Here is a 25,646-nt window from a genome sequence, read left to right as displayed (position 1 = left end):
TTGTGTTTCTCGTGTTCCATTTGTCTATCCAATCCTGAATTCAGGAGGACTGTCCGGAAACACCGGGTCACCCCAGGCGCCCAAACCGGCGTTTCCTAAAATTCTCCGCATTTACGTGCCGACGGATGCGAGTGGCGGGCCTGGTGACGGGTACCTCCTACGGGCGGTGCGACGGCTGTCCGCGGGAAACTCATCCGCTCCAGGTCGGCAAAAAAGATCGGCCGCACAGCCTGAGCTGCGCGGCCGATCCTGGAACTATACGGTCGGCTGGACTACACCGGCGAGGGCATCGTGAAGCTCTTTGGCTTCAGCGTCGTTCACAGAGACGACAAGTCGGCCTCCACCTTCGAGCGGAACACGCACGATGATAAGGCGCCCCTCTTTTACAGCCTCCATTGGCCCGTCTCCGGTCCTTGGCTTCATGGCCGCCATGAACTCCCCTTCCATTCATTCGTCTGAACTTCCATTATCTGCCATTACGGGCTGAGACTGTAATTAGGGAGGTGTCCAGTCCGCTCCGTAGACCCCCCAGCACAGCAGGAGCCAGCCCCACTGTCCGGCGATGAACAGCAGCACGATGCCCACCCGGTACACGGCGCTCCGCGGCTGCGCCACGGCACCCAACAACGGAAACATCGGCATCAGCAGGCGGAAGGTGCTCGACTGCGGGAAAAACACCGCCAGCAGGTAGAGGCCGTAGCTGGCGAGCCAGAACCGCAGGTCCGTGCCCAGTCGGCGCACCGCCGGCAGCAACAGGGTCAGGCCGAACGCCAGGATGAGCCCCGAGACAACGATGATGCCCAGCGGCATCCCGAGCCACCAGACACCGCCCTGGAACCAGGCGGTGAACGGAACGAGCTCCTGGTAGCCGATGTAGGCCGACCGCCAGGCCAGCTCGGTGTCGGTGTAGGCCGTGATCGACCCCGTGGCGACCCAGGCGATGGCCGGCCAGGCCAGGCCGGAAATGCCGCTGAACACGGCAACGGATGACGCCAGCAACCGTTCGCGCACCGAAAACGGGTCTTGTTTCCGGGCAAGCCAGCGGTGCACGACGTGCAGCCCCAGGGCGAGCGCGAAGGCCAGGCCGCTGGGCCGGGTCAGCGCCATCACGGCGATCACCGGGAACAGCAGCACATACCGCCGCTCGAGCAGCAGGAGAAGAGCCAACGTGAGCAGGAAGAGGTACAGCGACTCGGCATAACCGAACTGCAGCACGGGCGACATCGGGGCCACACAGAACAGCACCACCGCGAACAACGCCGTCCCGGAGGCCTGTACAGTGCGCATCAGCCGGTAGAACAGCAGGGCGGCGCCGAGGCTGGCGGCCAGGGACACGAATACGGCCACGGGTGCCCACGGCTGCCCGAGGAGCACCATCAGCAGGCGCACGACCACCGGGTAGCCGGGCATGAAGGCCCAGGCGTTCTCCGCGATCTCCCCGCCGGCGGTGAGCGGCAGTGTCGACGGGTAGCCCGCGACGGCGACGATGTTGTACCAGCGGGCGTCCCACATGTTCGCGAACTCCGCGTAGCCGGGTGACGCGCCCGTCCACGGGTTGGCGCCCTGCACATTCGCGAGCAGTAGCACCAGGGTGGTCGTGACGAGCCGGGACGCGGCCCAGATCAGGGCGACCAGGGCCCACCACGGCGTGAGCCGGTAGCCGGCCTTCCAGCCGGACGACGCCACGGCTACCCGACGCTTGTGGTCAGCCACGCGCGAAGGCCGTCCTCGCAGTCCGTGATCTGCGCCAGGGCGACGCGTTCGTCGTCGGCGTGGGCCTTCAGCGGGTCGCCGGGGCCGTAGTTGACGGCGGGAATGCCCAGGGCGGAGAAGCGGGCGACATCCGTCCAGCCGTACTTGGGCTTGGCCTCGCCGCCGACCGCGGTCAGGAACTGCAGGGCCAGCGGGGCGTCCAGGCCCGGCCGGGCACCCTCGGCCCGGTCGACGACGGTGATCTCGTAGCCCGCGAAGAGCTCCTCCAGGTGCACGATGGCCTCCGCCGAGGTACGGCTGGGGGCGAACCGATAATTGATGTGCACCATGCACTCGTCGGGGATGACGTTGCCGGCGATGCCGCCGCCGATGCCGACGGCGTTGAGGCCTTCGCGGTAGACGAGGCCTTCGACCTCGACCTGCCGCGGCTCGTAGGCCGCCAGGATGTCGATGACGGGCCCGATCTTGTGGATGGCATTGTCTCCGACCCAGCTGCGGGCGGAGTGGGCGCGCAGCCCGAAGGTGCGGATCTCCACGCGCACGTTGCCGTTGCAGCCACCCTCGATCTGGCTGTTTGTGGGCTCACCGAGGATGGCGAAGTCGCCCGCGAAAAGGTCGGGCCGGTTGAGGGCGAGGCGGCCGAGGCCGTTGAGGTCGTCGGAAACCTCCTCGTGGTCGTACCACATCCACGTTACGTCGACGCTGGACGCGGTCAGTTCGGCGGCCAGCTTCAGCTGCACGGCCACGCCGGCCTTCATGTCGACGGTGCCGCGGCCCCAGAGATAGTCGACGCCATCGATGGTCTCGAACCGGGTCGGCAGGTTGTCGTTCAGCGGGACCGTGTCGAGGTGGCCGGCAATGATCACGCGCTGGGCCCGACCCAGGTTGGTGCGGGCGACGACGGTGTCGCCGTCGCGGATGATGTCGAGGTGCGGGTACCCGGCCAGCGCGCGTTCCACCGCGTCTGCGATGGCGGCCTCGTTACCGGACACCGACTCGAGGTCGCAGAGCGCCCGGGTGAGCTCGATCGAGGTCGCGGACAGGTCCAGGTTCACGGTGTTTTGGGGCACTCTACTAACCTAGAGCCATGACCTCCGCCGTGCCCCCGACATCCGTTTCCCCCTCGAACGCGTGGGGCTACGGCCTCGCCACCGTCGCCGGCGACGGCACGGTGCTGGACACCTGGTTCCCCGAACCTCGGCTCGGAACCCTGCCGGCCAGCCGCGACCGCTGGATCGTGCCGTCTGAACTCGAGGAATTCGCCGGGGTGGACCAGAGGCGAATGGTGCGGATCGAGGCCGTGACGATCGAGATCGACCTCACCGCTGCGCCTGCCGGAACGTCGGATGCCTACCTGCGCCTGCACCTGCTGTCGCACCTGCTGGTGCGCCCGAACACCCTCAACCTCGACGGCATCTTCGGCTACCTGCCCGCCGTGGTCTGGACGAATGCCGGTCCGATGCTACCCGCCGACTTCACCCGACTGCGGCCTGCCCTGCAGCGCCACGGCATCCAGACGACCGGAATCGACAAGTTCCCGCCGCTACTGAACTACGTCACGCCCGACCGGGTGCGGATCGCGGACGCGTCCCGGGTGCGTCTCGGGGCGTACCTCTCCCCCGGCACCACGGTGATGCACGAGGGTTTCGTCAACTTCAACGCCGGTACCCTCGGCACCTCGATGGTCGAGGGCAGGATCTCTCAGGGTGTCGTCGTGGGTGACGGCGCCGACATCGGCGGCGGTGCCTCCATCATGGGCACGCTCTCCGGCGGCGGTACCGAACGGGTGTCCATCGGCGAACGGGCCCTGCTCGGGGCCAATTCCGGGGTGGGCATCTCGATCGGCGCCGACAGCGTCGTCGAGGCGGGGCTCTATGTGACCGCCGGCACCAAGGTGCTGCTGCCGGGCCAGCCGCGCACTGCCGACGGCACGACGCCGTCGGTGAAGGCCGTCGAACTCTCCGGGGTCGCGAACCTGCTTTTCCGCCGCAACTCGGTCTCGGGCGCGGTCGAGGTGCTGGCGCGCACCGGCACAGGCATCGTGCTGAACGCCCAGCTGCACGCCTGACGCCGGGCGGCCGGTCCGACGCTCGAGCGCGACCGAAACAACCCGCACGGCGGCGCCTCCGCTGAGTACGCTGCCAGTCGCAAGGGAGTGGCAGGGGAACCGACGCACCCGACCATCATCGCCGAGGCGCCGCCTGACTACAGCCCCAGGTCCCTGACGAATTCGACGGAGATTCTGCTCGAAATCGCCCTAAACAGGTCGGAAACCGGCATTTTCGGCAGAATCTCCGTCGAATTGGTTCGATCCCGGCAGCGGGGGCGCGCGGTGCCTCGCGGCGGCTAGCGGCGCGGGAAATCGCGGGCCGGCGACCCGATGTAGAGCTGTTGCGGGCGACCGATCTTGGTCGTGGGGTCCTCGTTCATCTCGCGCCAGTGCGCCACCCAGCCGGGCAACCGGCCGATCGCGAAGAGTACCGTGAACATGCTGGTCGGGAAGCCCATCGCCTTGTAAATGACGCCGGTGTAGAAGTCCACGTTCGGGTAGAGCTTGCGCTCCCGGAAGTAGTCGTCGTTGAGCGCGATGTGTTCGAGTTCCTTGGCGATGTCCAGCAGGTCGTCCTTGACGCCCAGTGCGGCGAGCACCTCGTCGGCGCTCTCCTTGACCAGGGTCGCCCGCGGGTCGTAGTTCTTGTACACCCGGTGGCCGAAGCCCATCAGGCGAACGCCCTGTTCTTTGTTCTTGACCCGTTCAACGAACTTCTCGACGCCTTCGCCGGATGCTTTGATCTCGCCCAGCATCTTGAGCACGGCCTCGTTGGCGCCGCCGTGCAGCGGCCCGGAAAGCGCGTTTATGCCCGCGGAGACCGACGCGAACAGGTTCGCCTCAGTGGAGCCGACCAGGCGAACGGTCGAGGTCGACGCGTTCTGCTCGTGGTCCTCGTGCAGCATCAGCAGGCGCTCGAGGGCTTTACTGACGACCGGGTTCACCTCGTAGGGCTCGGCGAGTGTGCCGAAGATCAGCCGCAGGAAGTTGTCCACGTAGCCGAGCGAGTTGTCGGGATACAGGAATGCCTGGCCGATGCTCTTCTTGTAGGCGTACGCCGCCATCACGGGCAGCTTGGCGAGCAGGTGCACGGTGGCCAGCTCGACCTGCTCCGGGTCGTTGGGCTCGAGCGCATCCTGGTAGTACGCGGCCAGCGCCGAGGTGCCGGCGGAGAGCACGGCCATCGGGTGCGCGTTGTACGGCAGCACGTCGAAGAGGCGGCGCAGGTCTTCGTGCAGCAGGGTGTGCCGACGGATGCGCGTGCCGAAGGCCTCGAGTTCGCTCGCGCTAGGAAGGGAACCGTAAATCAACAGCCAGGCGGTCTCGAGGAAGTTGGAGTTCTGGGCGATCTGCTCGATCGGATAGCCCCGGTAGCGCAGGATGCCCTTCTCGCCGTCGATGAACGTGATCGCCGACCGCGTGGCGGCGGTATTCACAAACCCGGAGTCGAGGGTGATCAGACCCGATTTGCGGGTCAGCGTCGAGATATCGATGCCGGAGGCGCCGGCCGTGCCGCGCACGATCGGGAACTCGGCGGATCCGCCGGGGAACGACAGTGTCGCCTGCTTGGGTTCGATGGATGGCGTTCGCTCGGCGATGTCGCTCACGGCGGCTCCCTGGGTCTGACTGAGTGTCACTGGATATCACTACCTAACCGTCTGGTGGCTGACCGTCTGTGGCGATGGGCCACAGCACACCGATGTGTCTGGAGACGTCAACGCGGATACAGCCTAATGGCCGCAACCGCCTACTGTTGCATCCACCAAGAATGTCCACTCTTCATTGGAGAGAGTTGACATTTCCCGAAAATGGGGCATTAGCCAGCGTGCAACCGAGTCGCAGCCGCCGCGATGCGTTCGTCCGTGGCGGTGAGGGAGAAGCGCACGTGTCTCGGGTAGCCGTCGCCGTAGAACGGACCGGGTCCGGCGAGGATACCCCGCTCGGCGAGCCGCCCGATCGATTCCCAGGCGGGGCGCCCCTCGGTCGCCCAGAGGTAAAGCCCGGCCTCACTGCGGGTGATGCGGAAGCCCGCCGCCACCAGTGCGGGCAGCAGCACCTCGCGGCGCGCCTGGTAGCGCCGACGCTGCACGATGACGTGTTCGTCGTCGCCGAGCGCGGCCACCATGGCGGCTTGCAGCGGCGCGGGAAGCATGAGGCCGGCGTGCTTGCGCACGGTCAGCACCCGGGCAAGCAGGTCCGCGCAGCCGGCCGCGAACGCGCCGCGGTAGCCGGCCATGTTCGACTGCTTGCTCAGGGAGTAGAGCGCGAGCACATCGTGCCGGTCCTGCCCGAGGACGCGGGGGTCCAGGATGCTCGGGGTCGGCCGGGCATCCCACCCGTCGGTCCAGCCGAGCTCGGCGTAGCACTCGTCGGAGACGATCACCGCGCCGAGTTCCCGGGCGCGCGCGACGGCCGTGCGCAGCGCGTCGACCGAGAGAACCCGGCCATCCGGGTTGCCCGGGCTGTTCAGCCACACCAGCTTCGTCGTCTCGGGCCAGTCGGCGGGGTCGTCGGCGGCGAGGGCGTCCGCTCCGGCCATGGCCGCGCCGATGCTGTACGTCGGGTACGCGGCAAGCGGATGCACAATGGTGTCACCCTCGCCGAACCCGAGCATGAAGGGCAGCAGGGCCACTATCTCCTTCGACCCGATGGTCGGCAGCACGTTCTTCTCGGTGAGGCCGGTGACGCCGCGCCGGCGCTCGTACCAGTCGATGATCGCCCGCCGCAGCTCCGGCGTGCCGGCGGTCTGCGGGTAAGAGTGGGCGTCGGTGGCCTGGGCCAGCGCTCGGCGGATGACCTCGGGCGTCGGGTCCACCGGCGAACCGATCGACAGATCGACGATGCCGCCCGCATGGGCCCGGGCCCGGGCGGCGAAGGGGACCATCTGGTCCCACGGGTAGTCGGGGAGCGGCTTCAGCACGGCTGAATCAGACCTGGGGAGGCAGCACGGCAATGATGGGGTGGTCCTTATGGATCACGCCGACCTTGGCCGCCCCGCCGGGCGAGCCGATGTCGTCGAAGAACTCGACGTTGGCTTTGTAGTACTCGGCCCACTGCTCGGGCACATCGTCCTCGTAGTAGATGGCCTCGACCGGGCAGACCGGTTCGCAGGCACCGCAGTCGACGCACTCGTCGGGGTGGATGTAGAGCGAGCGGTCACCCTCGTAGATGCAGTCGACCGGGCACTCGTCGACGCAAGCGCGGTCCTTCACGTCGACGCACGGCAGAGCAATGACGTATGTCACGTTGGAGGGCTCCCTTCACGAGCGAATATCCAGTCTATGCCGAACGCGGACGGGCCGGGATTCGTGGCCAGGCCAGCACGATCGTGGCCACCAGGGTCGGCACGACGGTCCAGAGCAAACCCGGAATCCCCTGGGGGACCAGGACAGAGCCGCCGGTGCTGCGCAGAGACAGGATGAAGATCGTGCCGAGGAGGCCGATCGCGCAGGAAAAGACGACCAGGCGGTCCCCCAGCATCAGACGGAGACCTGCCAGGAGCGTCACGATTCCGGCCAGGGCCAGGATCAGCCCGATCGGGATCGTCACGGGCCCGATTGGGAGGGTGGCCTGGTGCGCGATCGTGCCGAGCACGCCGAAGGCGGCCCCGGTCAGGAGGGCGACGACCGCGGCCAGGCCGCGGCTGAGCAGCCCGGGGGTCGCGTCCGGGTCGGGAGCGTGCGCCGGGGGCAGCCGCAGGAAGGTCTCGGTGCCACCGATCGTGACCGGGCGGTCCGCCGGGTCGGCCGGGTCGGACGCTGCCACCGACTCGACCGGCACGACGGTGTAGTCGGTGACGCTCCAGCGGCGCGCGTACGCGGCGAGGGCGCGCAGCTTCTGGTCTACCTGGCCGCTCACATCGATCGCGACCAGCCGCTGGCCGACGGCATCCGTCACCTGGCGGTGCTCGAAGACCGGCACATTCAGGCTGTCGGCGGCCCCGGCGGCCGCTCGGCGGAGGGTGTCGTCGTCGGCGCCGATCACGACCGCGGTGGCGTGCACGTCCGCGAGCACGTCGGCGACGGCCTCGGCCAGTGACTGCGCCCCGGATGCAGCGGGCAGCATCCGCCAGTCGCTTACGTCGAGCGCCGCCATGGCTGCGCGCACGTCGGAGTCGTCCGCGAAGTGGGAGTCCGTGGAGCCGAACAGAACGACGACCTCGGCGTCGTCTGACCGCAGCCGGGCGATGGTTCCGCCGGTCAGAAGGGATTCCTGACCGGGCCGGTCGTGCACGAACACGACTCGTTCTGCGCTGCCGGACATGACCATTGCTGAGCTCCACGGAGTTGGGACGGGCGGACACCCGCGCATGAATGATAGCTGGACACGATCGCAGAACCGAAGCTGGAGTCAAGACACTAAGGTTAGCCTTACCAAACTTCTTCCTCAAACCCAGGAAGCCTTGTGCTCGCACAATTACGTGATCGGCCTCCGTGAAGGCCTCGAAGTCGCCCTCATCGTGACCATCCTCGTGGCCTACGTCGGGAAGGTCGGCCGCCGAGACGTGCTCCGGCGTATCCGGGCCGGATGCAGCCTCGCCGTGCTGCTGGCGCTCGGCATCGGCGCGCAGCTCACCTACGGCACCTACGGCCTGTCGTTCACGTCCCAGGAGGCCATCGGCGGCGTGCTGTCGATCGTGGCGACGGGCCGCGTGACCTGGATGGTGTTCTGGATGCTGGCGCGAGCCCGCACCCTGTCCGGCCAACTCCGGTGCGGCATCGACCGGTCCCTTGTGGGCTCGGGGCTCGGCCTCGTGGTCGTCGCCTTCGTCAACTTCTCGCCGGGCACCACCTAGCTCGAACTGGCCGTCTGGCTCGCCTATCTGGTGCCCGCGCTGACCCTCTTCATCCTGACGAGCCGGCGGGACCACCCCGCAGTGGCCGGCCGCACCGGCACCGTTGGCACCCCCAGCACCAGCCCCGCGTCCGAGCACGCCGCGGCGCTCCCCGCTGACCCAGCCCCTTCCCGAACCTTGTGCTAGGGACTCCTATGAACGCCCGCCTCGTTCCCCTCGCCGCAGTTTCCGCGTTCGGCCTGCTCGTCCTCACCGGCTGCGTCGCCCACGCCCCGGCCGGTTCCGCCGGGGCGTCCCTCACGGTCGACAGCAGCGCGGATGCCTGCACCGTCTCGGCCGAGGAAGCCCCCGCCGGCAACCTCAGCTTCAGCATCACCAACCCGGGCGACCAGGTCACGGAGTTCTACCTGCTCGCCGATGACGGCCTGCACATCGACGGCGAGGCCGAGAACATCGGTCAGGGACTCACCCGCGACCTGGTCGTGCAGCTGGCCGCCGGCGAATACGTCACCGCCTGCAAGCCCGGCATGACCGGTGACGGGATCGGCAAGGCCGGCTTCATCGTCACCGCCTCCGACCAGGTCGTCGCGGTCGACGACGACCTCGAGGCGCAGATCGAGACCGCCAACGTCAACGACGCCTCCTCTGTGCGCGATCAGGTGGCCCAGCTGGTCACCGGCACCGACTGGCACGCAATCGAGAAGGACCTCTGGCCGGCCGACGCCGAGGCCGGTTTTCTCGCCTATCCGGCCGCGGAGCGCCGACGCCTCGCCGACCGCCTGATGCAGGACACCGCGACCCTGAACGAGGAAGTGCAGACCCTCTCCTTCACGCTGTCGCAGCAGACCAACGGCGCGATCGGCCTTCTCGACGAGGTCGCCACCGGCAAGGTCACCGGCGAGGAGGAGTTCTGGTCGCACACCGACCTCTGGGACTTCCAGGCCAACGTCGACGGTGCCGCGGTGCTCTACGCCGGCGTGCGGGACATCCTGGTCGACAAGGATGCCGCCCGCGCCGATAGCCTCGACACCGAGTTCGCCGCGCTGCAGACACTGCTGGACGCCCAGCGCGTCGGCGACGGCTTCACCCTGTACACCGAGCTGAGCGAGGCCGAGATCAAGGCCCTCGCCCGTCAGGTGAACACCCTCGGCGAACCGCTCAACCAGCGGACCGCAACCCTGGTGCTCTAGGTGACCGGGCGACAGCAGTCGCGCGGCCTGTCACGCCGCGAGCTGCTCGGCCTCGGCGTTCGACGTTTCCGCGGGCACCACCAGGTCCGGGTTGATCGAGCTGCTCCGCGACCGGACCGATGCCGCCGCCGCCATGGCTATGGGGCGTGACATCGGCGAGGCGCTCGGCCTGCCGGCCTCCGGGCTGACGATCACGTTCGGGTTCGGCCCGAGCCTGTTCGAGAGCATCGACGGCCCCGACCGTTTCGGCATCGGGAGTCGGAGCCCGGTCGAGCTGGTCGAATGCCGCACTTCCCCGGGGACAGGCTCGAGCCGGGACGGAGTGGCGGCGACCTCTGCATCCAGGCCTGCGCGGACGACCCGCAGGTGGCCGTGCACGCCAGCCGCAACCTCTCCCGCATCGCCTTCGGGCGCGCGGCCTTCCGCTGGACTCAATTGGGGTTCGGACCCACTTCCTCGACGAGTACGGCGCAGGCCACGCCGCGCAACCTCTTCGGTTTCAAGGACGGCACATCCACTATCACGGCAGAGGAGCCGGATGCCGCCGCCGACCATGTCTGGGTCGGCGCCGGAGACGGGCCCGCCTGGCTGGCCGGCGGCTCCTATCTGGTGGCCCGGCGCATCCGGATGACCATCGACTCCTGGGACCGCACCATCCTGCGCGAGCAGGAGGCCGTGTTCGGCCGCAAGAAGGGCGAGGGTGCCCCGTTGTCGGGCCGCACGGAGTTCACCGCTCCGGACTTCACCCTCACCGACCAGGCAGACCTGCCGCTGATCGGCGCAGCAGCGCACGTGCGCCTGGCCCGGCACGACGCTCCGAACGAGTACATCCGCCACGTCGGGTCGGCCCTCTTCGCCTGATCCCCCGCGGCTGAGTGAGCCTGCCTTTCGGTCGGCCTGACCCGGTGCAGCAACTCCGGCCCGAAAGAATTCGACGGAGATTTTGCCCAAACCGCGCCCGAACACAACGAAACAGTCGTTTTTCGAAAGAATCTCCGTCGAATTGGTTCTCAGCTAGGCGGCCGGGGACACCGTGTAGAGCACACCCTCGGGAGTGCCGGCGACGACCACCGACCAGGTCTCGTTCGTCAGGGCCGCGACGCCGGCATCGCCGACGTTCGCGGTGGCGGCGTTGTCGGCGCTGAAACCGGCAGCCTCGAGCATCGCCGTGGCGTCGGCCAGCGGGTCCGCGGCGCTGGTGGTGACGGTGACGACCCAGCCCCGGCCGGCGTCCGCGGTGTTCGCTGCCCCGAAACCGAGATCCCCGTCAATCACGGGGATCTCCTCCGGCCAGCCCTCGGGCAGCTGCCCGCCCAGGCTGACATCGCCTCCGGTTGCCTCGTTCACCGCGCCGTCGACCGCGGAGCCGACGGCCTCGCCGGAGCATCCGGACAGCAGGGCCACGCCCGCAACGGCCAAGGTCACGGCCAGCACACGTACTCGGTTCAACTGCATCAGGGATCCCATCCTTCGGTTCGATCGTTCCCGTGCTTAAAAGCGCAAAACCGCAGGGGCAGCACTATGGAAAACCATAATCACACCCCTACGGTTTCGCTCGTCGCGGCTGCTCAGCCGCACGGTGGCGACGGTTAGTTCGCGTCCTGCTTTTTCAGACGCGAGACGTTGCGCTGACGTGCCGAGGCGGCCAACTCGACCTTGCGGATGCGCACGACGGCCGGGGTGACCTCGACGCATTCGTCTTCACGGGCGAACTCGAGGCACTGCTCGAGCGTGAGCTGCTTGGACGGGGTCATCGACTCGAACGTGTCGGAGGTGGACTGACGCATATTGGTCAGTTTCTTCTCCTTGGTGATGTTCACGTCCATGTCGTCGGCGCGCGAGTTCTCGCCGATGACCATGCCCTCATAGACCTCTTCGGTCGGGTTGACAAAGAACGACATGCGCTCCTGCAGAGCGATGATCGCGAACGGCGTGACCACGCCGGACCGGTCGGCGACGATCGAGCCGTTGGTACGAGTGGTGATCGTGCCGGCCCAGGCCTCGTAGCCGTGGAAGATGGCGTTGGCGATACCGGTGCCGCGGGTGTCCGTGAGGAACTCGGTGCGGAATCCGATCAGGCCACGCGACGGAACGATGAATTCCATGCGGACCCAGCCGGTGCCGTGGTTCGCCATGTTCTCCATGCGTCCCTTGCGGGCGGCGAGCAGCTGGGTGATCGCGCCGAGGTACTCTTCCGGCGAGTCGATAGTGAGGTGCTCGTACGGCTCGTGAATCTTGCCGTCGACGCGCTTGACGACGACCTGCGGCTTGCCGACGGTGAGCTCGAAGCCTTCGCGTCGCATCTGCTCCACCAGGATGGCGAGGGCGAGTTCGCCTCGGCCCTGGACTTCCCAGGCATCCGGGCGTCCGATGTCGATAACGCGGAGCGAGACGTTGCCGACGAGCTCCTTGTCGAGACGGTCCTTGACCATGCGCGCGGTGAGCTTATGGCCCTTGACCTTGCCGATGAGCGGCGAGGTGTTGGTGCCGATCGTCATCGAGATGGCCGGGTCGTCGACCGTGATGGTCGGCAGCGGGCGCGGGTCCTCTGGGTCGGCCAGGGTCTCACCGATGGTGATGTCGGCGAATCCGGCGACGGCGACGATGTCGCCGGGGCCGGCGCTCTCGGTTGGGTAGCGGTCGAGCGCCTTGGTGATCATGAGCTCGGTGACACGCACATTTGCGATAGTGCCGTCGTGCTTGATCCAGGCGACCGTCTGGCCCTTCTTGATGGTGCCCTGGAAGATGCGCAACAGTGCGAGACGGCCGAGGAACGGCGAGGAGTCGAGGTTGGTTACCCAGGCCTGCAGCGGGTGCTGGTCGTCGTAGACCGGCGCCGGAATGTGCTCGAGGATCGCTGCGAAGAGCGGCTCGAGGTCTTCGTTGTCGGGCAGCTGGCCGTTCTCGGGACGGTTGAGGCTGGCGGACCCGTTACGGCCGGACGCGTAGACGACGGGCACGTTGAGAACCAGGTCGAGGTCGAGGTCGGGCACATCGTCGGCCATGTCGCTCGCGAGGCCGAGGAGCAGGTCCTGGCTTTCCTCGACGACCTCGTCGATGCGAGCATCGGGACGGTCAGTCTTGTTCACCAGGAGAATGACGGGCAGGTGGGCCTCGAGCGCCTTGCGCAGCACGAAGCGGGTCTGCGGCAGCGGACCCTCACTGGCGTCGACGAGAAGCACAACACCGTCGACCATGGAGAGGCCGCGCTCGACCTCACCGCCGAAGTCGGCGTGGCCGGGGGTGTCGATCACGTTGATGGTGATGGGGCCATCCTTGGCGTGGATGCCCTTGTAGGAGATCGCCGTGTTCTTGGCGAGGATGGTGATGCCTTTTTCGCGCTCGAGTTCGTTCGAGTCCATGGCGCGCTCTTCGGTGTGTGAGTGCTCGGCGAACGAGTTGGTCTGCTGGAGCATCGCGTCGACCAGCGTGGTCTTGCCGTGGTCAACGTGGGCTACGATCGCGACATTTCGGAGGTTATCGCGCGTGGCAATCGCCATGAAGTAAATCCTTACGAAGAATGGATGCCGCAAAGTACCGCATGCGACGAAGAATGGATGTGTGTGGTCAAAGTCCGACCCAACGGACAATCCTACCGCACTCTCCCCGTCCGAGGGCTGAGAGTCCCTCGGATCCCGATTCGGGGCACGAAAAACGGGGCGGGGCTGAAGTCCCCGTCGCGTCCTCCGTGCTGTGTTGCGGGTGTGTCCGCCTACTTCTTCCAGCCGACGATGGACCAGTCGACCGTTTCGAACTGGGTGGCCCCGTAGTTGACGAGGCCGGACTTCACGGCGTACACGTTCGGCAGCGGCGCGATCGGGATGATGGGCACATACGCGGCGAGGACCGTGTCGATCTCGTTGGCGATGACGATGCGCTTGTCGGTGTCGAGCTCCGTGTTGGCCTCGTCGAAGAGAGCGGAGAGCTTCTCGTCAGTGATTCCGGTGAAGTTCGACTCGGAGTCCACCGGGGAGAACAGCGCCTCGCTCGAGGAGATCGGCCACGGAGTGCCGACCCAGGAGAAGCTGGTCATCTCGAAATCGCCCGGGATGATGTAGTCGGAGAAGTACTTCGCGGCGGGAACCTCGTTCAGCTCGACGGCGATGCCGACCTCCTTGAGGTCAGCCTGCACCTGCACGGCACGCTGCTTGTTCGTGGGGGTGTCCGCCGGCACGGTGATGGACAGCTCGAGAGCCGTGCCGTCCTTCTCGCGCATTCCGTCGTCCCCGGCGCTGTAGCCGGCGTCGTCGAGGAGTTTCTCGGCCGCGGCCACGTCGTAGCCGATTGCGTCGCCCACGTTGTCTTCATATCCCTTCTGACCCGGCATAAAGATGAAGCTGCCCTGGGTGGTGGCGTCGGTGCCGACCGGCGTGTTGGCCGACTCGGAGATGAGACCGCGGTTGATGGCGTGGCCGATGGCGCGCCGCAGTTCGACGTCCGCGAGCGGGCCCTTCGAGCCGTTCATGGTGACGTGGGTCCAGGTGAGGCCACCGGATGCCTGGATCTCGGCATCCGCGCGCTTCTCAGCCGTCTGGTAGGCGTCGGCGTTCGACGAGATGTAGAGCACGTCGGTTTCGGAGTTGCCGAACGACGTGGCTGCCGATGCGCCGCTGATGACCTTGACGATGATGGTCTCGAGCTTGGCTGCCTCGCCCCACCACAGCGGGTTGCGGGTCAGCGTGACGACCTGGCCGGTGGCGTCGATGTTGGAGATGACGAACGGACCGGAGGAAGGCACCGGCGTGGTGACGTAGCCGGTGTTGAAGGCCTCAGGCGTGGACGTGACGCTGGCCGGCAGCACGCTCGTGAAGATCGACGCCCAGTCGGCGTTGATCGAGTCGAACGTGACCGTGAAATCGAAGTCGGTTCCGGTGGATTCGATCGCGCTGATCTGGTCGAAGATGGCCGTGGAGGCCGGGGAATACTCCTCGTTGGTGCCGTTCATGGCCGTCCAGGTGGCCACGTAGTCCTTGTACGTGATCGGGGTGCCGTCTTCCCAGACCGCGGCCGGGTTGAGCTTGATCTCGATGACCTGAGGATCGTCGCTGACGACCTCGACGCTGGTGGCGTAGTTCGGGTCGACCGTGCTGGTTCCATCGGCCGCGACCCGGATCGGGCCGCCGGTGGTCGGTGCAACGGTGGTGACAGTGTCGGCCTCGTTGCCGTCGACCTGGTAGATGTTCCAGTTCGAGGGTAGAGACCCGATGGAGAGGTTGAGCGTTCCGCCATCCTGCACGTCCCCGGCGGCGACGACTTGCCACGCCGTGGTGGGAAGGGCCTTGCTTTCGCTCGCTTCGGGCGAGTCCTCTGCGGTGTTTCCGGGAGCGCACGCCGTGAGCAACAGGGCGGACGCACTCAGAACGGCGAGTGCTGCAAAAACAGTACTTTTCCGTTTCATGGGTGATTCTCCTTTTCTTGGTGGGAACTATTTCTGGTCAGGGAGGTTGGGGGCTGGACGGCCGCGGGGAGGAGAGCGCTGTGCTCCACGTGGTGGCAGGCCGTCTCCACCGTGCCGGTCTGGGCGAGCAGCGGGTCGATGCTCTCGCAGATCGCTTTCTTCTGCGGCGGGAGCAGGGTGTAGAGCGGGCAGCGGCTGCGGAAATTGCAGCCGTCGATCTGCTCCGTCGGGCTGGGCAGGTCACCCTCCAGCAGCATCCGCGTTCGGCTGCGCTCGATCACGGGGTCCGGGATCGGGGCCGCCGAGATCAGCGCCTGGGTGTACGGATGCCGCGGGTGCGCGAAGACCTCGGCCACCGGCCCGTACTCGACGATCCGGCCCAGGTACATGACGGCGACGGTGTCGGCGATCTGGCGCACGATGGCCAGGTCGTGCGCCACGAACAGGTAGGAGAGGTTGAGCTGTTCCTTGAGGTCTTCGAGCAGGTTGATGACCCCGGCCTGGATGGACACGTCGAGCGCGGACACCGGTTCGTCGAGCACGACGAGCCGGGGGTTCGTGGCGAGGGCGCGGGCGATCCCGACCCGCTGCCGCTGGCCGCCGGAGAACTCGTGCGGGTAGCGGTCGGCCATCATCGGGTCGAGCCCGACCAGGTCGAGCAGCTCGGCGACCCGGGCGCGCCGGGCCCCGGGCTTCACGCCGTGAACGGTGAGCGGCTCGGCGATGATGTCGCCGATCGGCATCCGCGGGTCGAGGGCGGCCATCGGGTCCTGGAAGACGATCTGTACGTCCTTCCGCAACCGGAGCAGGTCGGCGCGACCCAGGGTGGAGACATCCTGGCCGTCGACCAGGATCTGACCGGCCTGCGGCTTCGTCATCTCGAGGATCTCGAGGATGGTCGTCGTCTTGCCGCAACCGGACTCGCCGACCAGACCCAGGGTCTGGCCGGGCTGGACCGAGAACGACACCCCGTCGACGGCACGCACGGTGCCGATCTGCCGGGAGAACACCCCGCCTCTGGTGAGCGGGAAATGGCGAACCAGGCCGGTGACTCTCAGGACCGGCTGGGCGGCGCGGTTCTTCTCCTGGTGCTCCACGGCCAGCGGTTCCGGCCGGGGAAATATGTCGGGGCGGGTCAGCGCACCGGCCGCGATCTCGGCCGAGCGGTGGCAGGCGGCGACGTGGGTGGCCTCGCCCGGGCCGACCACGGGCGCACCGGGTGCGGCCTGTGCGTGGTTGCGAAGTACCGGTTCCGTGTCGAGGCAGGCGTCGACGGCGATCGGGCACCGGGCTGCGAACGGGCAGCCGCGCGGCAGCGCCGTGAGCGAAGGCGGACGGCCCTCGAGCGGGACCAGCCGCTGGGTGCCGGCCGTCTGCATATTGGGCACCGAGCGGAGCAGGCCGATCGTGTAGGGCATGTGCGGGGAGGCGAAGACTTCGTCGGTAAGGCCGTTCTCCACGAGCTTGCCCGCGTACATCACCGCGAGGCGGTCGGCATGGCCGGCCACCACCCCCAAGTCATGGGTGATGAGAACGACGGCGGCACCGGTCAGGGACTTTGCTTTCTCGAGCACATCGAGGATCTGCGCCTGGATGGTGACGTCCAGGGCCGTCGTCGGCTCGTCGGCGATGATCAGCAGCGGGTCGTTGGCGATGGCCATGGCGATCATGGCGCGCTGGCGCATGCCGCCGGAGTACTCGTGCGGAAAGGCCCGGGCCCGCCGTTCCGGCGCCGGGATGCCGACGATCTGGAGCAGCTCGATCGCCCGGGCCGCGGCGGCGCGCTTGCTCAGCGCGGCATCGTGCAGCAGCAGGGCTTCGGCGATCTGGTCACCCACGGTGTACACCGGGGTCAACGCCGACAGCGGATCCTGGAAAATCATCGAGATCTCCTGGCCACGGATGCGGGAGAGCTGGCGGTCATTCATCTCCAGCAGCGACCGGCCGGCGAACGTGATGCTGCCGGTGACCTGCGCCGAACTGGGCAGCAGCCCCATCAACGCCAGCGAGGAGACGGATTTCCCCGAGCCGGACTCCCCCACGATGCCGAGGAATTCGCCCCTGTGCACCTGGTAGCTGATGCCGCGCACCGCCTGGACCGACGGGCCGCCGCGCTGGGGAAACGTGACCGAGAGGTCCGTGACCTCCAGGAGTGGGGCATCCGTGCGAAACTTGTCGGCCGGGATCTCGTTCGTCAGAAGGTTAGTCACGGTTGACTCCCGAGGTTGGGTCGACGGCGTCGCGCAGGGCGTCGCCGATGAGGCTGACGGCGAACAGGGTCACGATGAGCACACCCGCCGGGAAGACGAACATCCACGGCCGGGTCACGGCGGCGCTCGTTCCCTCGGCCAGCAGCGTGCCGAGGGATACGTCGGGAGCGCGGATGCCGAAGCCGAAGTAGCTCAGGCTGGTCTCGGCCAGGATTGCCGCCACCACGCCGAGGGTCGCGTCGATGATCAGCAGCGACGCCACGTTCGGGATGATGTGCCGGCCGAGGATCTTGCGCATGGGCACACCCATGTACCGGGACGCCTTGACGAAGTCTCGGTCACGCAGCGACCTGGTCTGGGACCGCACCACCTGCGCCATGATCATCCAGCTGAAGCCGGCGATGAAGACGGTGAGGAACACCCAGGAGAGCCCCTTGAACAGCGGACTCAGGATCACGAGCAGGATGAAGGACGGCAGCACCAGAAGCAGGTTGATGCACCAGACGAGCACGCGGTCGATTACTCCTCCCAGGTAGCCGGCAACGGAGCCGACGACGGCGGCGATCATGGTGCCGAGGGGGCCGGCGATGAGCCCGATGACCAGCGATTTCTGCAACCCGACCAGGGTCTGGGCGTAGAGGTCCTGGCCGATGCCGTTGGTTCCGAACCAGTGCAGCTGGGTAGGCCCGAGGCCCATGTTCAGCGGGTCGCGCTGCACGGCGTCGAACGGGTAGAACACGGGTCCGAGCAGCGCCCAGGCGAGGATGAACGCGATCGCGATCGCCCCGCCCCAGAAGCGGGAGGTTTGGGTGAGTCGGCGCCAGATGAGGCGGCCGCGGGAGCGCGGCCGGGCTGGCCGCGCCGCCAGAGCGGCGGGAGAACCGGGCAGCAGCGGAACGAGCGGTGTGCCCAGTTCCGCGTTGGTTTCTTCGACCAGGGACATCTCAGTTCCTCACTCTCGGGTCGAGCGCGGCGTAGAGCACCTCGGAGAGCGTCGATGAGAACAGGATCAGGATCGCCACGAACAGCGTCGTGCCGGCGACCGCGTTGATGTCGTTCTGGCTGATCGCGTTGAGGGCGAACTCCCCCATCCCATGAAAGGAGAAGACGATCTCGAGCATGATCGAGCCCGAGACCAGGGTGCCGAAGCTGTAGGCGAAGAACGTGGACATGGGGATGAGGGCCACGCGCACCCCGTGACGCACCAGGGCCGAATTGCGCGACCGCCCCTTGGCCCGGGCGGTGCGGATGAAGTCGGCCGACAGCACGTCGAGCATGACGCTGCGCTGGTAGCGCGAGTAGCCCGCCGCCCCGATCAGCACCAGGGCGATGGTCGGCAGGAGCAGGTGGATGCCGCGGTCGAGTGCGAGTTCCCACCACGAGCCGGTGAGCCCGGCCGAGTATTCCCCGGTGAAGGTGATCAGCTGCATACCCGCCGCGCCGTTCAGCGCCGTAGCACCGATCATCAGCAGCACGCCGATGACGAAGGTGGGGGTGGCGAAGATCAGGTAGGAGCCGTACGTGACGACCTGGTCGCTCAGTTTGTACTGGCGCACGGCACCCCAGACTCCGAGCGTCACCCCGACGATGGCCCCGATCAGCGATCCGATCAGGAGCAACCGCAGGCTGACCCCGGCACGGGAGATGATCTGGTCGCCGATCGAGACGCCGTTGACCCCGGCGCCCAGCGAACCGTGCACGACGATGTTGACGAGCCAGTCCCAGAGCCGCTGCAGCACCGGCACATCGGGGTTGACGCCGAGACCGTTCAGGATGTTGTCGATGGTCTGCTGCGACGGCTGCGGGTTGCGGCCGTAATACTTGGCCGCCGGGTCGAGCGCCAGGCTGGACACGATGTACGCGAGGCAGGTCGCGATCATCGACAGGAAGAAATAGTTGACGAAGCGCCGGAAAATGTAGAAGACCATGGGGGCCGCGGATCAGACCAGGGCGCCGGGAACGGCGACCAGCAGCGTGCAACAATTCCAAACCATGAAAACTCCCCCATCGTTCCCCCCGCCGGGATACCGGGGGAAGGAACTGTTCTCGTGTGCTTGAGGGGAGAGCCTATGCCTGCGTGAAGCGACTCTGCCCCAGATGCCAGTCTGGGGCACTTTCAGACAGAAAATGTAACAGTTTCGAAACTTTGCGGGCACAATGCGCAAGAAAACGATCTGTCATTGAGCAAAGCTCAGGCGCAACCAGAGAATTCAGGCCAGCGCCGACCACGCCAGCTGAACGGCCGGCCCGAGGACGAGCACGGCGCCGACCAGGAACGACCGTCGATGCCAGCGGCGCACAAATCGCTCCCCGGCGCGCTGCGGAGCCTCGTGCCGGTACCAGAAGCCGCGGATGGCCCGGTGCGCGGCTGATCCGCTGATGCGCCCGCTGGACTCCCGTATTTGTCCGGCCGCCCGGGAGGTCGCCGGCGCACCCCAGCACACCAGACGCTCGCCCGACCGGGTCACCACGACGACCTGGTGCCGAAGCACGATGTCGTCCACCTCACCCCAGGGCACCTCGGTCGTGCTCAGCACGTTGACGATGGACAGCCCGTGGTGGTTCAGTCCCAGGCAGGGCCGCGCGAAGATCAGCCAGGCGCCCCAGACGATCAACGCCACGGCGGGCACGGCGGCCAGCGCCGTGTCCCAGCGCCCGCGAACGGCAGCGTCGACCAGCAGCGCGGCACAGAGGACAACCAGGGCGGCGAAGACCGCCACCGAGGCCGGTGACCGGAGGACGGTCATCCCGCCCCCCGGAATCCGGTCAGCGGCCAAACTGGAAGTTGCCGCCGGGGATGGCCGCGAGCAGCTCCTGGGTGTAGGCCTCGCGAGGCCTGTCGAAGACCTCGTCCGTGGACGCGGTCTCGACGATCTTGCCCTTCTGCATGACGCAGACGTTGTCGGCGACGAGCCGCACGACCGCGAGGTCGTGCGTGATGAACAGGTAGGTCAGGCCCAGTTCAGTCTGCAGCTCGGTGAGCAGGTTGAGGATCTGTCCCTGCACGAGCACGTCGAGGGCGGAGACCGCCTCGTCGAGCACGAGCACGTCCGGCTTGAGGGCCAGGGCGCGCGCCACGGCGATGCGCTGGCGCTGCCCACCGGACAGTTCGCTCGGGTACCGGTACCGGGTGGCCCAGGGCAGGGAGACCTGGTCAAGCAGCTCGCGCACGCGGGCCTGACGTTCCGCGGCGTTGCCGATCTTGTGGGCCAGCAACGGCTCCGCGATCGTGTTGCCCACGTTGTACTGCGGGTCCAGTGAGCCGTACGGGTCCTGGAAGACCGGCTGCACGCGGCGCCGGAACTTGAGCAGCGCCGCCCCCTTAAGGCCGGCGACATCCTGGCCGTCGAATTCAATCTGCCCGCTGGTGATGCTCTCCAACTGCAGGATGAGCTTGGCCACCGTCGACTTGCCCGACCCGGATTCGCCGACGAGCGCCGTGGTGGTGCCCTTCTTGATGGCGAAGGAGACGTCGTTGACGGCCAGCAGCTCGTTGTACCTCAGACCCTTGGTGCGGATGCGGTACATCTTGGAGATGTTCTGAACCTTGATGAGGTCTTTCGCCTCGGCCGCCGGCTCCCGCTCGGCGGCGCGGGCGACGAGGGTGGTGTCGAGTGATCCACCCGAGAAGATCTCAGCCCCGTCCGAATCGTCGTTCTTGGCCGACTGGATGCGACGCGACGCCAGGCTCGGAGCCGCAGCCACGAGACGCTGGGTATACGGATGCTGCGGGTTGGCGAGGATCTCCTGCGACGGCCCGGACTCGACGACCTTGCCCTTGTACATCACGACGAGCTGTTCGGCCCGCTCGGCCGCGAGGCCGAGGTCGTGGGTGATGAACAGCACCGACGTGCCGTAGTCCCGGGTGAGGGTGCCGAGGTGGTCGAGGATCTGACGCTGCACCGTGACATCGAGCGCCGAGGTGGGCTCGTCCGCGATCAGGAGCTTCGGCCGAGCGGTCAGGCCGATGCCGATCAGGACGCGCTGGCGCATGCCGCCGGAGAACTGGTGCGGGAACTGCTTGAGGCGGTCTGCGGCGTCGCTGAGGCCGGCCTCCTGCAGCACCTGGATGGTGCGCTCGTGCGCAGCCTTGCCCTGGGCCACATTGTTGGCCTTGATGGCCTCCTCGACCTGGAAACCGATGTTCCAGACGGGGTTCAGGTTGCTCATCGGGTCCTGCGGCACGTAGCCGATCAGGCGGCCGCGCACATCCTGCATCTGCTTGTCCGACAGCCCCGCGAGGTCGCGGCCCTCGAACAGGATCTGCCCGGCCGTGATCTTGCCGGTGCCGGCGAGAAGTTTGATGATGGCCTGCGCGGTCGTGGTCTTGCCCGAGCCGGACTCCCCCACGATCGCCAGTGTCTGGCCCGCGTAGAGACTCAGACTGACCCCGCGCACCGCCGGGACGAGGCCGTGCTGGGTCTGGAATCCGACCTCGAGGTCGCGGATCTGGAGCAAAGGCTCGTTAGAGGCGTCGGCGCTCTCGCTGATGGGTTCGATGACGGTCTGGCTCATCGGCGGGCCCTCGCTTCGGGGTCAAGGGCGTCGCGCACGACGTCGCCCAGCATGAGGAACGCGAGAACTGTCACGGACAGGGCCGCCGCGGGGTAGAGCAGCACCTGCGGGTTGGTGCGGAGCGAACTCTTGGCGGCGTCGATGTCGTTACCCCAGGACATGATGCCCGGCGGGAGACCGATGCCGAGGAACGACAGGGTGGCCTCGGCCACGATGAACGTGCCGAGCGAGACGGTGGCGATCACGATCACGGGGGCGATCGAGTTCGGAATGACGTGGCGCAGCAGAATCCGGAACTTGCTGACGCCCAGGGCGACGGATGCCGTGACGTAGTCCGAGTTGCGGGCCGAGAGCACGGCGCCGCGCATGATTCTCGCGATCTGCGGCCACGCGAAGAGTGACAGCACCAGCGCGATGGTGACCGGGGTGCGCTCCGGCAGCACCGACATGAGCACGATCGCGCCCAGAACGGTGGGGACGGCGAAGAAGATGTCGCCGATGCGGGAGACGATCGCGTCGAGCAGGCCGCCGTAGTAACCCGCGAGAGAGCCGACGACGATCCCCGTGAAGGTGACCAGGATCGTGGCGAGCAGGCCGACGGTGACCGAGGCCTGGGTGCCGAAGATGATCCGGGCGTAGATGTCGCAGCCCTGCCGGGTGAAGCCGAGCGGATGTCCGTCTCCCGGCCCGCCGTGGCTGTCGCCGAGGTCGCACTGGCTGGGCGAGACCTGGGCGAACAGGCTTGGGAACAGGGCGACGATGACAATCAGGAGGATCAGGGCCGAGGAGATCCAGAAGGTGGGCCGCACGCGCATGGCGTCCCAGGCATCCGCCCAGGTGCTGCGGGCCTTCTGAGATTCGTCGAGGCGGTCGACGGTTTCGACCGGGGTTTCTTCCAGCTCGGCGACGTAATGCGTCTGCGCGTTCGGGTTCTTATTTGGCATAGCGAATCCTCGGGTCCAGGGCTGCGTAGAGGAGGTCGACGAGCAGGTTGGCCAGCACGAAGATCACGACCATCACCGCGATGAACGACACCACGGTGGGTCCCTCGCCGAGCTTGATCGCCTTGTAGACGGTGCCGCCGACGCCGTTGATATTGAAGATGCCCTCGGTGACGATGGCACCGACCATCAGGGAGCCGAGGTCGACTCCGAGAAAGGTGACGACCGGGACCAGGGAGTTGCGCAGCACGTGCACGCCCACGACGCGGCGGCGGGAGAGCCCCTTGGCTGTGGCGGTGCGCACGAAGTCCGCGTTGAGGTTGTCGGAGACGCTCGCCCGCGTGAGCCGCACGATATAGGCGAAGGAGACGGAGGCCAGCACGAGGGCCGGCAGCAGGAGTTCGCTGAGGGGAGCTTCGCTGCTCACCGTCGTGCGGGCCCAGCCGAGTTGCACCGCGAATACGTACTGCAGCACGAAGCCGATCACGAACGTGGGAACGCTGATCAGCAGGAGGCTGACGACAAGGGCGCTGCTGTCGAAGAGCTTTCCCTTGCGGAGTCCCGCGACGAGGCCGACGAGGATGCCGAAGAAGGCTTCGATGGCGAGGGCGAGCAGAGCCAGGCGGGCGGTGATCGGGAAAGCCTTCGCCATCACGTCGCTCACCGGGCGACCGGAGTAGGTGGTGCCCAGGTCACCCTGGAAGAAGTTGCCGATGTAGATGAAGTACTGAACGATGAACGGCTTGTCCAGGTTGTACTGGGCGCGGATCTGCTCGATCACTCCGGGAGCCGGGGGCCGATCGCCGTACAGGGCCGCGATGGGGTCTCCGGGAAGAGAGAACACCATGAAGTAGATCAGGAGTGTCGCACCGAAAAACACCGGGATCATCTGGAGCAGGCGTTTGCCGGTATACCAGATCATCAGGTCCCCAAGCCGGAACGTATGTACATGAAATTCACAATCACTGGTTGAGTCTAGTCACGTGTGGGGTCCGGGGCTGTATGCCCCGAACCCCACACGTGTTATCTGTTTACTGCTGACGAGCTGGTTGAATGAGAGCTACTCGATCTTGGTGATGTCGGTGTACATCGGCACGGAGTCCCAGCCGAAGACGACGTTCTCGACCGACTCGGACCAGACGCCACTGACGTTGGAGTACCAGAGCGGGATCGTGGGAAGGTCGGCGAGGAGGACTTCCTGTGCTTCCTGGTACTTCGCGGTGGCGTCCTCGACGGAGGACGCGGCCGCGCCTTCCTTGAGCAGCGCGTCGAACTCTTCGCTGGTGTAGTCCTCGTAGTTCGAGCCGGCACCGGTCTGGTACAGCGGAGCGAGGAAGTTGTACAGCGACGGGTAGTCACCCTGCCAGCCGGCGCGGGTTCCACCGGTCAGCTTGTCGGCGGAACGGTCGTCGAGCGCCGCAGCGAACGTCGGGTACGGCTTGCCGATGGCTTCGATGCCCAACGTGTTCTTGATGCTGTTGGTCACCGCGTCGACCCAGGCGGCATGGCCGCCGTCGGAGTTGTAGGCGAGGTCGAACGTGCCGGTGTAGGGTGCGATCGCGTCGGCTTCGGCCCACTTGGCCTTGGCTTCTTTCGGGTTGTATTCGAGGACTTCGGCACCCTTGAGGGAATCGGAGTAACCGTCGATGACCGGCGAGGTGAAGTCGGTCGCAGGGGTGCGGGTGCCCTGGAAGATGACGTCCGTGATTTCCTTGCGGTCGATCGACATCGAGATGGCGGCGCGACGCAGCTTGCCTTCCTCACCACTCCAGTGCTCGAGGTAGTACGGCATGTTGAAGCCCTGGAAGATGGCGGCCGGCTGGTTCACGAAGCGGTCCGGGAAGTCCGACTCGTAGGACTCGAACGCGGCGTCCGGGACGGCGTCGAGCACGTCGAGGTTGCCACCCTGGACATCCGCGTACGCGGCGTCCATCGAGGCGTAGAAGACGATGTTCAGGCCACCATTGGCGGGCTTGCGCACGCCGTCGTACTCGGGGTTGGTGACGAGGTCGATTCCGACCTCGTGCTCCCAGGCGCCCTCTTTGGCCAGCATGTACGGGCCGTTGCCGATCGGGTTCTCGCCGAAGGCTTCCATGTCCTCATACGCGGCGGAGGGCAGCGGCATGAACGCCGTGTAGCCGAGGCGCAGCGGGAAGTCGGCCTCGGGCGAGGCCAGCTCGACCGTGAAGGTGGATTCGTCGACGACCTTCAGACCGGTCAGTTCGGCGTCAGCGTCGTAGCTGAAGCCGGCGATGTTGTCAAAGAAGTATGAGGCGCTCTGAGCGTTGCTGAACTTCGCTCCGAAGTTCCAGGCGTCCACGAAGGAGTCAGCCGTGACGGCCTCGCCGTCGGTGAACTCCCAGCCGTCGTTGAGCGTGACGGTCCAGTTCTGGGCGTCGTCGGACTCGATCGACTTGGCGACCTCGTTCTCGATCTCGCCTTTGGCGTTGTACGAGACGAGCCCGGCGAAGATCGAGGTGGCGATCTTGCCGCCTCCGGTCTCGGTGGTGTTCGTCGGGATCAGCGGGTTCTGCGGCTCAGATCCGTTCGTGGTGATGATCGCCGCGGTGTCACTCTCTGCCGGGGCGTCTCCGCTGGCGCAACCGGAGAGCACGAGGGCTCCCGCGGCAGCCAAGGCGATGGCAGGTATGCCCAGTCTCCTGATTTTCAATTTTCCTCCAGTGCGCAGGGAAATGCCGCGTGACCCTCGGGCGAGCAGACATCTCGGATATACCGACCTTAAAGAGTGGGCGCGGACTTCGCATAATCTATTGGGGAAACGTTACAAATGCGAAACAAACTGCGCAGGATAGTTGCGCCACAGCAGGTTCTTG

At 66.8% G+C, this 25,646-nt stretch carries 21 protein-coding genes and 1 pseudogene; 4 read left to right on the top strand and 18 right to left on the bottom strand.

The annotated features are described in order from the left end of the window. Nucleotides 1–255: 255 nt before the first annotated feature. The 3 genes from CXY82_RS10480 to dapE form a co-directional block, all read right to left on the bottom strand. On the bottom strand, nt 256–432 hold the full coding sequence (locus tag CXY82_RS10480) for a DUF3117 domain-containing protein (protein WP_104099180.1): 177 nt from the start codon (nt 430–432) through the stop codon (nt 256–258). Between the two features lie 63 nt (nt 433–495). After that, nucleotides 496–1,713: a hypothetical protein gene (locus CXY82_RS10475; RefSeq protein WP_233199290.1), complete on the bottom strand. Its 1,218-nt coding sequence runs from the start codon at nt 1,711–1,713 to the stop codon at nt 496–498. After that, complete coding sequence (gene dapE / locus CXY82_RS10470) at nt 1,689–2,783, bottom strand: succinyl-diaminopimelate desuccinylase (RefSeq protein ID WP_104099177.1); 1,095 nt, start codon at nt 2,781–2,783, stop codon at nt 1,689–1,691. The genes CXY82_RS10475 and dapE overlap by 25 nt, the downstream gene beginning before the upstream one ends. A 17-nt stretch (nt 2,784–2,800) precedes the next feature. On the opposite strand from dapE, the gene dapD reads away from it, so the two are divergent. Next, nucleotides 2,801–3,781 carry a 2,3,4,5-tetrahydropyridine-2,6-dicarboxylate N-succinyltransferase gene (gene dapD, locus CXY82_RS10465; protein ID WP_104170882.1) on the top strand — a complete coding sequence of 327 codons (981 nt, stop codon included), beginning with the start codon at nt 2,801–2,803 and terminating at the stop codon, nt 3,779–3,781. A gap of 278 nt (nt 3,782–4,059) precedes the next feature. Here dapD and CXY82_RS10455 read toward each other — a convergent pair whose 3' ends face one another. From CXY82_RS10455 to CXY82_RS10440, 4 genes are all read right to left on the bottom strand, one after another. Next, nucleotides 4,060–5,340 carry a citrate synthase gene (locus CXY82_RS10455; protein WP_369828413.1) on the bottom strand — a complete coding sequence of 427 codons (1,281 nt, stop codon included), beginning with the start codon at nt 5,338–5,340 and terminating at the stop codon, nt 4,060–4,062. A gap of 239 nt (nt 5,341–5,579) precedes the next feature. Beyond that, the gene (gene dapC, locus CXY82_RS10450) at nt 5,580–6,683 is read right to left on the bottom strand and encodes a succinyldiaminopimelate transaminase (RefSeq protein ID WP_304481769.1); all 1,104 of its coding nucleotides are present in this window, start codon (nt 6,681–6,683) and stop codon (nt 5,580–5,582) included. A gap of 7 nt (nt 6,684–6,690) precedes the next feature. Then, nucleotides 6,691–7,008: a ferredoxin gene (gene fdxA, locus CXY82_RS10445; RefSeq protein ID WP_104099174.1), complete on the bottom strand. Its 318-nt coding sequence runs from the start codon at nt 7,006–7,008 to the stop codon at nt 6,691–6,693. A gap of 34 nt (nt 7,009–7,042) precedes the next feature. Continuing rightward, nucleotides 7,043–8,026 carry a PIG-L deacetylase family protein gene (locus CXY82_RS10440; RefSeq protein ID WP_134543797.1) on the bottom strand — a complete coding sequence of 328 codons (984 nt, stop codon included), beginning with the start codon at nt 8,024–8,026 and terminating at the stop codon, nt 7,043–7,045. A 157-nt stretch (nt 8,027–8,183) separates the two neighbouring features. On the opposite strand from CXY82_RS10440, the gene CXY82_RS17970 reads away from it, so the two are divergent. From CXY82_RS17970 to CXY82_RS10425, 3 genes and pseudogenes are all read left to right on the top strand, one after another. Continuing rightward, the gene (locus tag CXY82_RS17970; protein WP_233199289.1) at nt 8,184–8,558 is read left to right on the top strand and encodes an FTR1 family protein; all 375 of its coding nucleotides are present in this window, start codon (nt 8,184–8,186) and stop codon (nt 8,556–8,558) included. Between the two features lie 194 nt (nt 8,559–8,752). After that, entirely contained in the window at nt 8,753–9,748 is a 996-nt protein-coding gene (locus CXY82_RS10430; protein WP_104170879.1) for an EfeM/EfeO family lipoprotein, read from the top strand. A 52-nt stretch (nt 9,749–9,800) separates the two neighbouring features. After that, nucleotides 9,801–10,609 (top strand): annotated as a pseudogene (locus CXY82_RS10425) (Dyp-type peroxidase); the annotation flags it as partial. A gap of 153 nt (nt 10,610–10,762) precedes the next feature. On the opposite strand, the gene CXY82_RS10420 reads toward CXY82_RS10425, so the two are convergent. The 11 genes from CXY82_RS10420 to CXY82_RS10370 all read right to left on the bottom strand — a co-directional run bounded on the left by CXY82_RS10420 (nt 10,763) and on the right by CXY82_RS10370 (nt 25,483). Next, nucleotides 10,763–11,203 carry a hypothetical protein gene (locus CXY82_RS10420; protein WP_134543805.1) on the bottom strand — a complete coding sequence of 147 codons (441 nt, stop codon included), beginning with the start codon at nt 11,201–11,203 and terminating at the stop codon, nt 10,763–10,765. A gap of 134 nt (nt 11,204–11,337) precedes the next feature. Continuing rightward, nucleotides 11,338–13,248: a translational GTPase TypA gene (gene typA, locus CXY82_RS10415; protein WP_104170877.1), complete on the bottom strand. Its 1,911-nt coding sequence runs from the start codon at nt 13,246–13,248 to the stop codon at nt 11,338–11,340. Nucleotides 13,249–13,460: 212 nt separating this feature from the next. Further along, entirely contained in the window at nt 13,461–15,146 is a 1,686-nt protein-coding gene (locus CXY82_RS10410; RefSeq protein ID WP_104170876.1) for an ABC transporter family substrate-binding protein, read from the bottom strand. Continuing rightward, nucleotides 15,143–17,356 (bottom strand): dipeptide ABC transporter ATP-binding protein, encoded by a 2,214-nt coding sequence (locus tag CXY82_RS10405; protein ID WP_104170875.1) that lies wholly within the window; start codon nt 17,354–17,356, stop codon nt 15,143–15,145. Before CXY82_RS10405 ends, CXY82_RS10410 begins: the two co-directional genes overlap by 4 nt. Then, nucleotides 17,349–18,299 carry an ABC transporter permease gene (locus CXY82_RS10400; RefSeq protein ID WP_104170874.1) on the bottom strand — a complete coding sequence of 317 codons (951 nt, stop codon included), beginning with the start codon at nt 18,297–18,299 and terminating at the stop codon, nt 17,349–17,351. Before CXY82_RS10400 ends, CXY82_RS10405 begins: the two co-directional genes overlap by 8 nt. A 1-nt stretch (nt 18,300) precedes the next feature. Continuing rightward, a complete protein-coding gene (locus CXY82_RS10395) occupies nt 18,301–19,284 on the bottom strand; it encodes an ABC transporter permease (RefSeq protein WP_104170873.1) in 984 nt (327 codons plus the stop codon). 282 nt (nt 19,285–19,566) lie between these two features. Then, the gene (locus CXY82_RS10390) at nt 19,567–20,103 is read right to left on the bottom strand and encodes a hypothetical protein (RefSeq protein WP_104170872.1); all 537 of its coding nucleotides are present in this window, start codon (nt 20,101–20,103) and stop codon (nt 19,567–19,569) included. Between the two features lie 19 nt (nt 20,104–20,122). Next, nucleotides 20,123–21,871 (bottom strand): ABC transporter ATP-binding protein, encoded by a 1,749-nt coding sequence (locus tag CXY82_RS10385; RefSeq protein WP_104170871.1) that lies wholly within the window; start codon nt 21,869–21,871, stop codon nt 20,123–20,125. Next, nucleotides 21,868–22,815, bottom strand: a complete 948-nt coding sequence (locus CXY82_RS10380) for an ABC transporter permease (RefSeq protein WP_104170870.1) — start codon at nt 22,813–22,815, stop codon at nt 21,868–21,870. Before CXY82_RS10380 ends, CXY82_RS10385 begins: the two co-directional genes overlap by 4 nt. Continuing rightward, the gene (locus tag CXY82_RS10375; protein WP_104170869.1) at nt 22,805–23,734 is read right to left on the bottom strand and encodes an ABC transporter permease; all 930 of its coding nucleotides are present in this window, start codon (nt 23,732–23,734) and stop codon (nt 22,805–22,807) included. Before CXY82_RS10375 ends, CXY82_RS10380 begins: the two co-directional genes overlap by 11 nt. A gap of 138 nt (nt 23,735–23,872) precedes the next feature. After that, the gene (locus tag CXY82_RS10370) at nt 23,873–25,483 is read right to left on the bottom strand and encodes an ABC transporter substrate-binding protein (protein WP_104170868.1); all 1,611 of its coding nucleotides are present in this window, start codon (nt 25,481–25,483) and stop codon (nt 23,873–23,875) included. Between the last annotated feature and the right edge of the window lie 163 nt (nt 25,484–25,646).

It is taken from the genome of Cryobacterium sp. M23 (assembly GCF_002929655.1).
GTDB lineage: Bacteria > Actinomycetota > Actinomycetes > Actinomycetales > Microbacteriaceae > Cryobacterium > Cryobacterium sandaracinum.
This window is presented reverse-complemented; position numbering and strand designations above follow the sequence as displayed.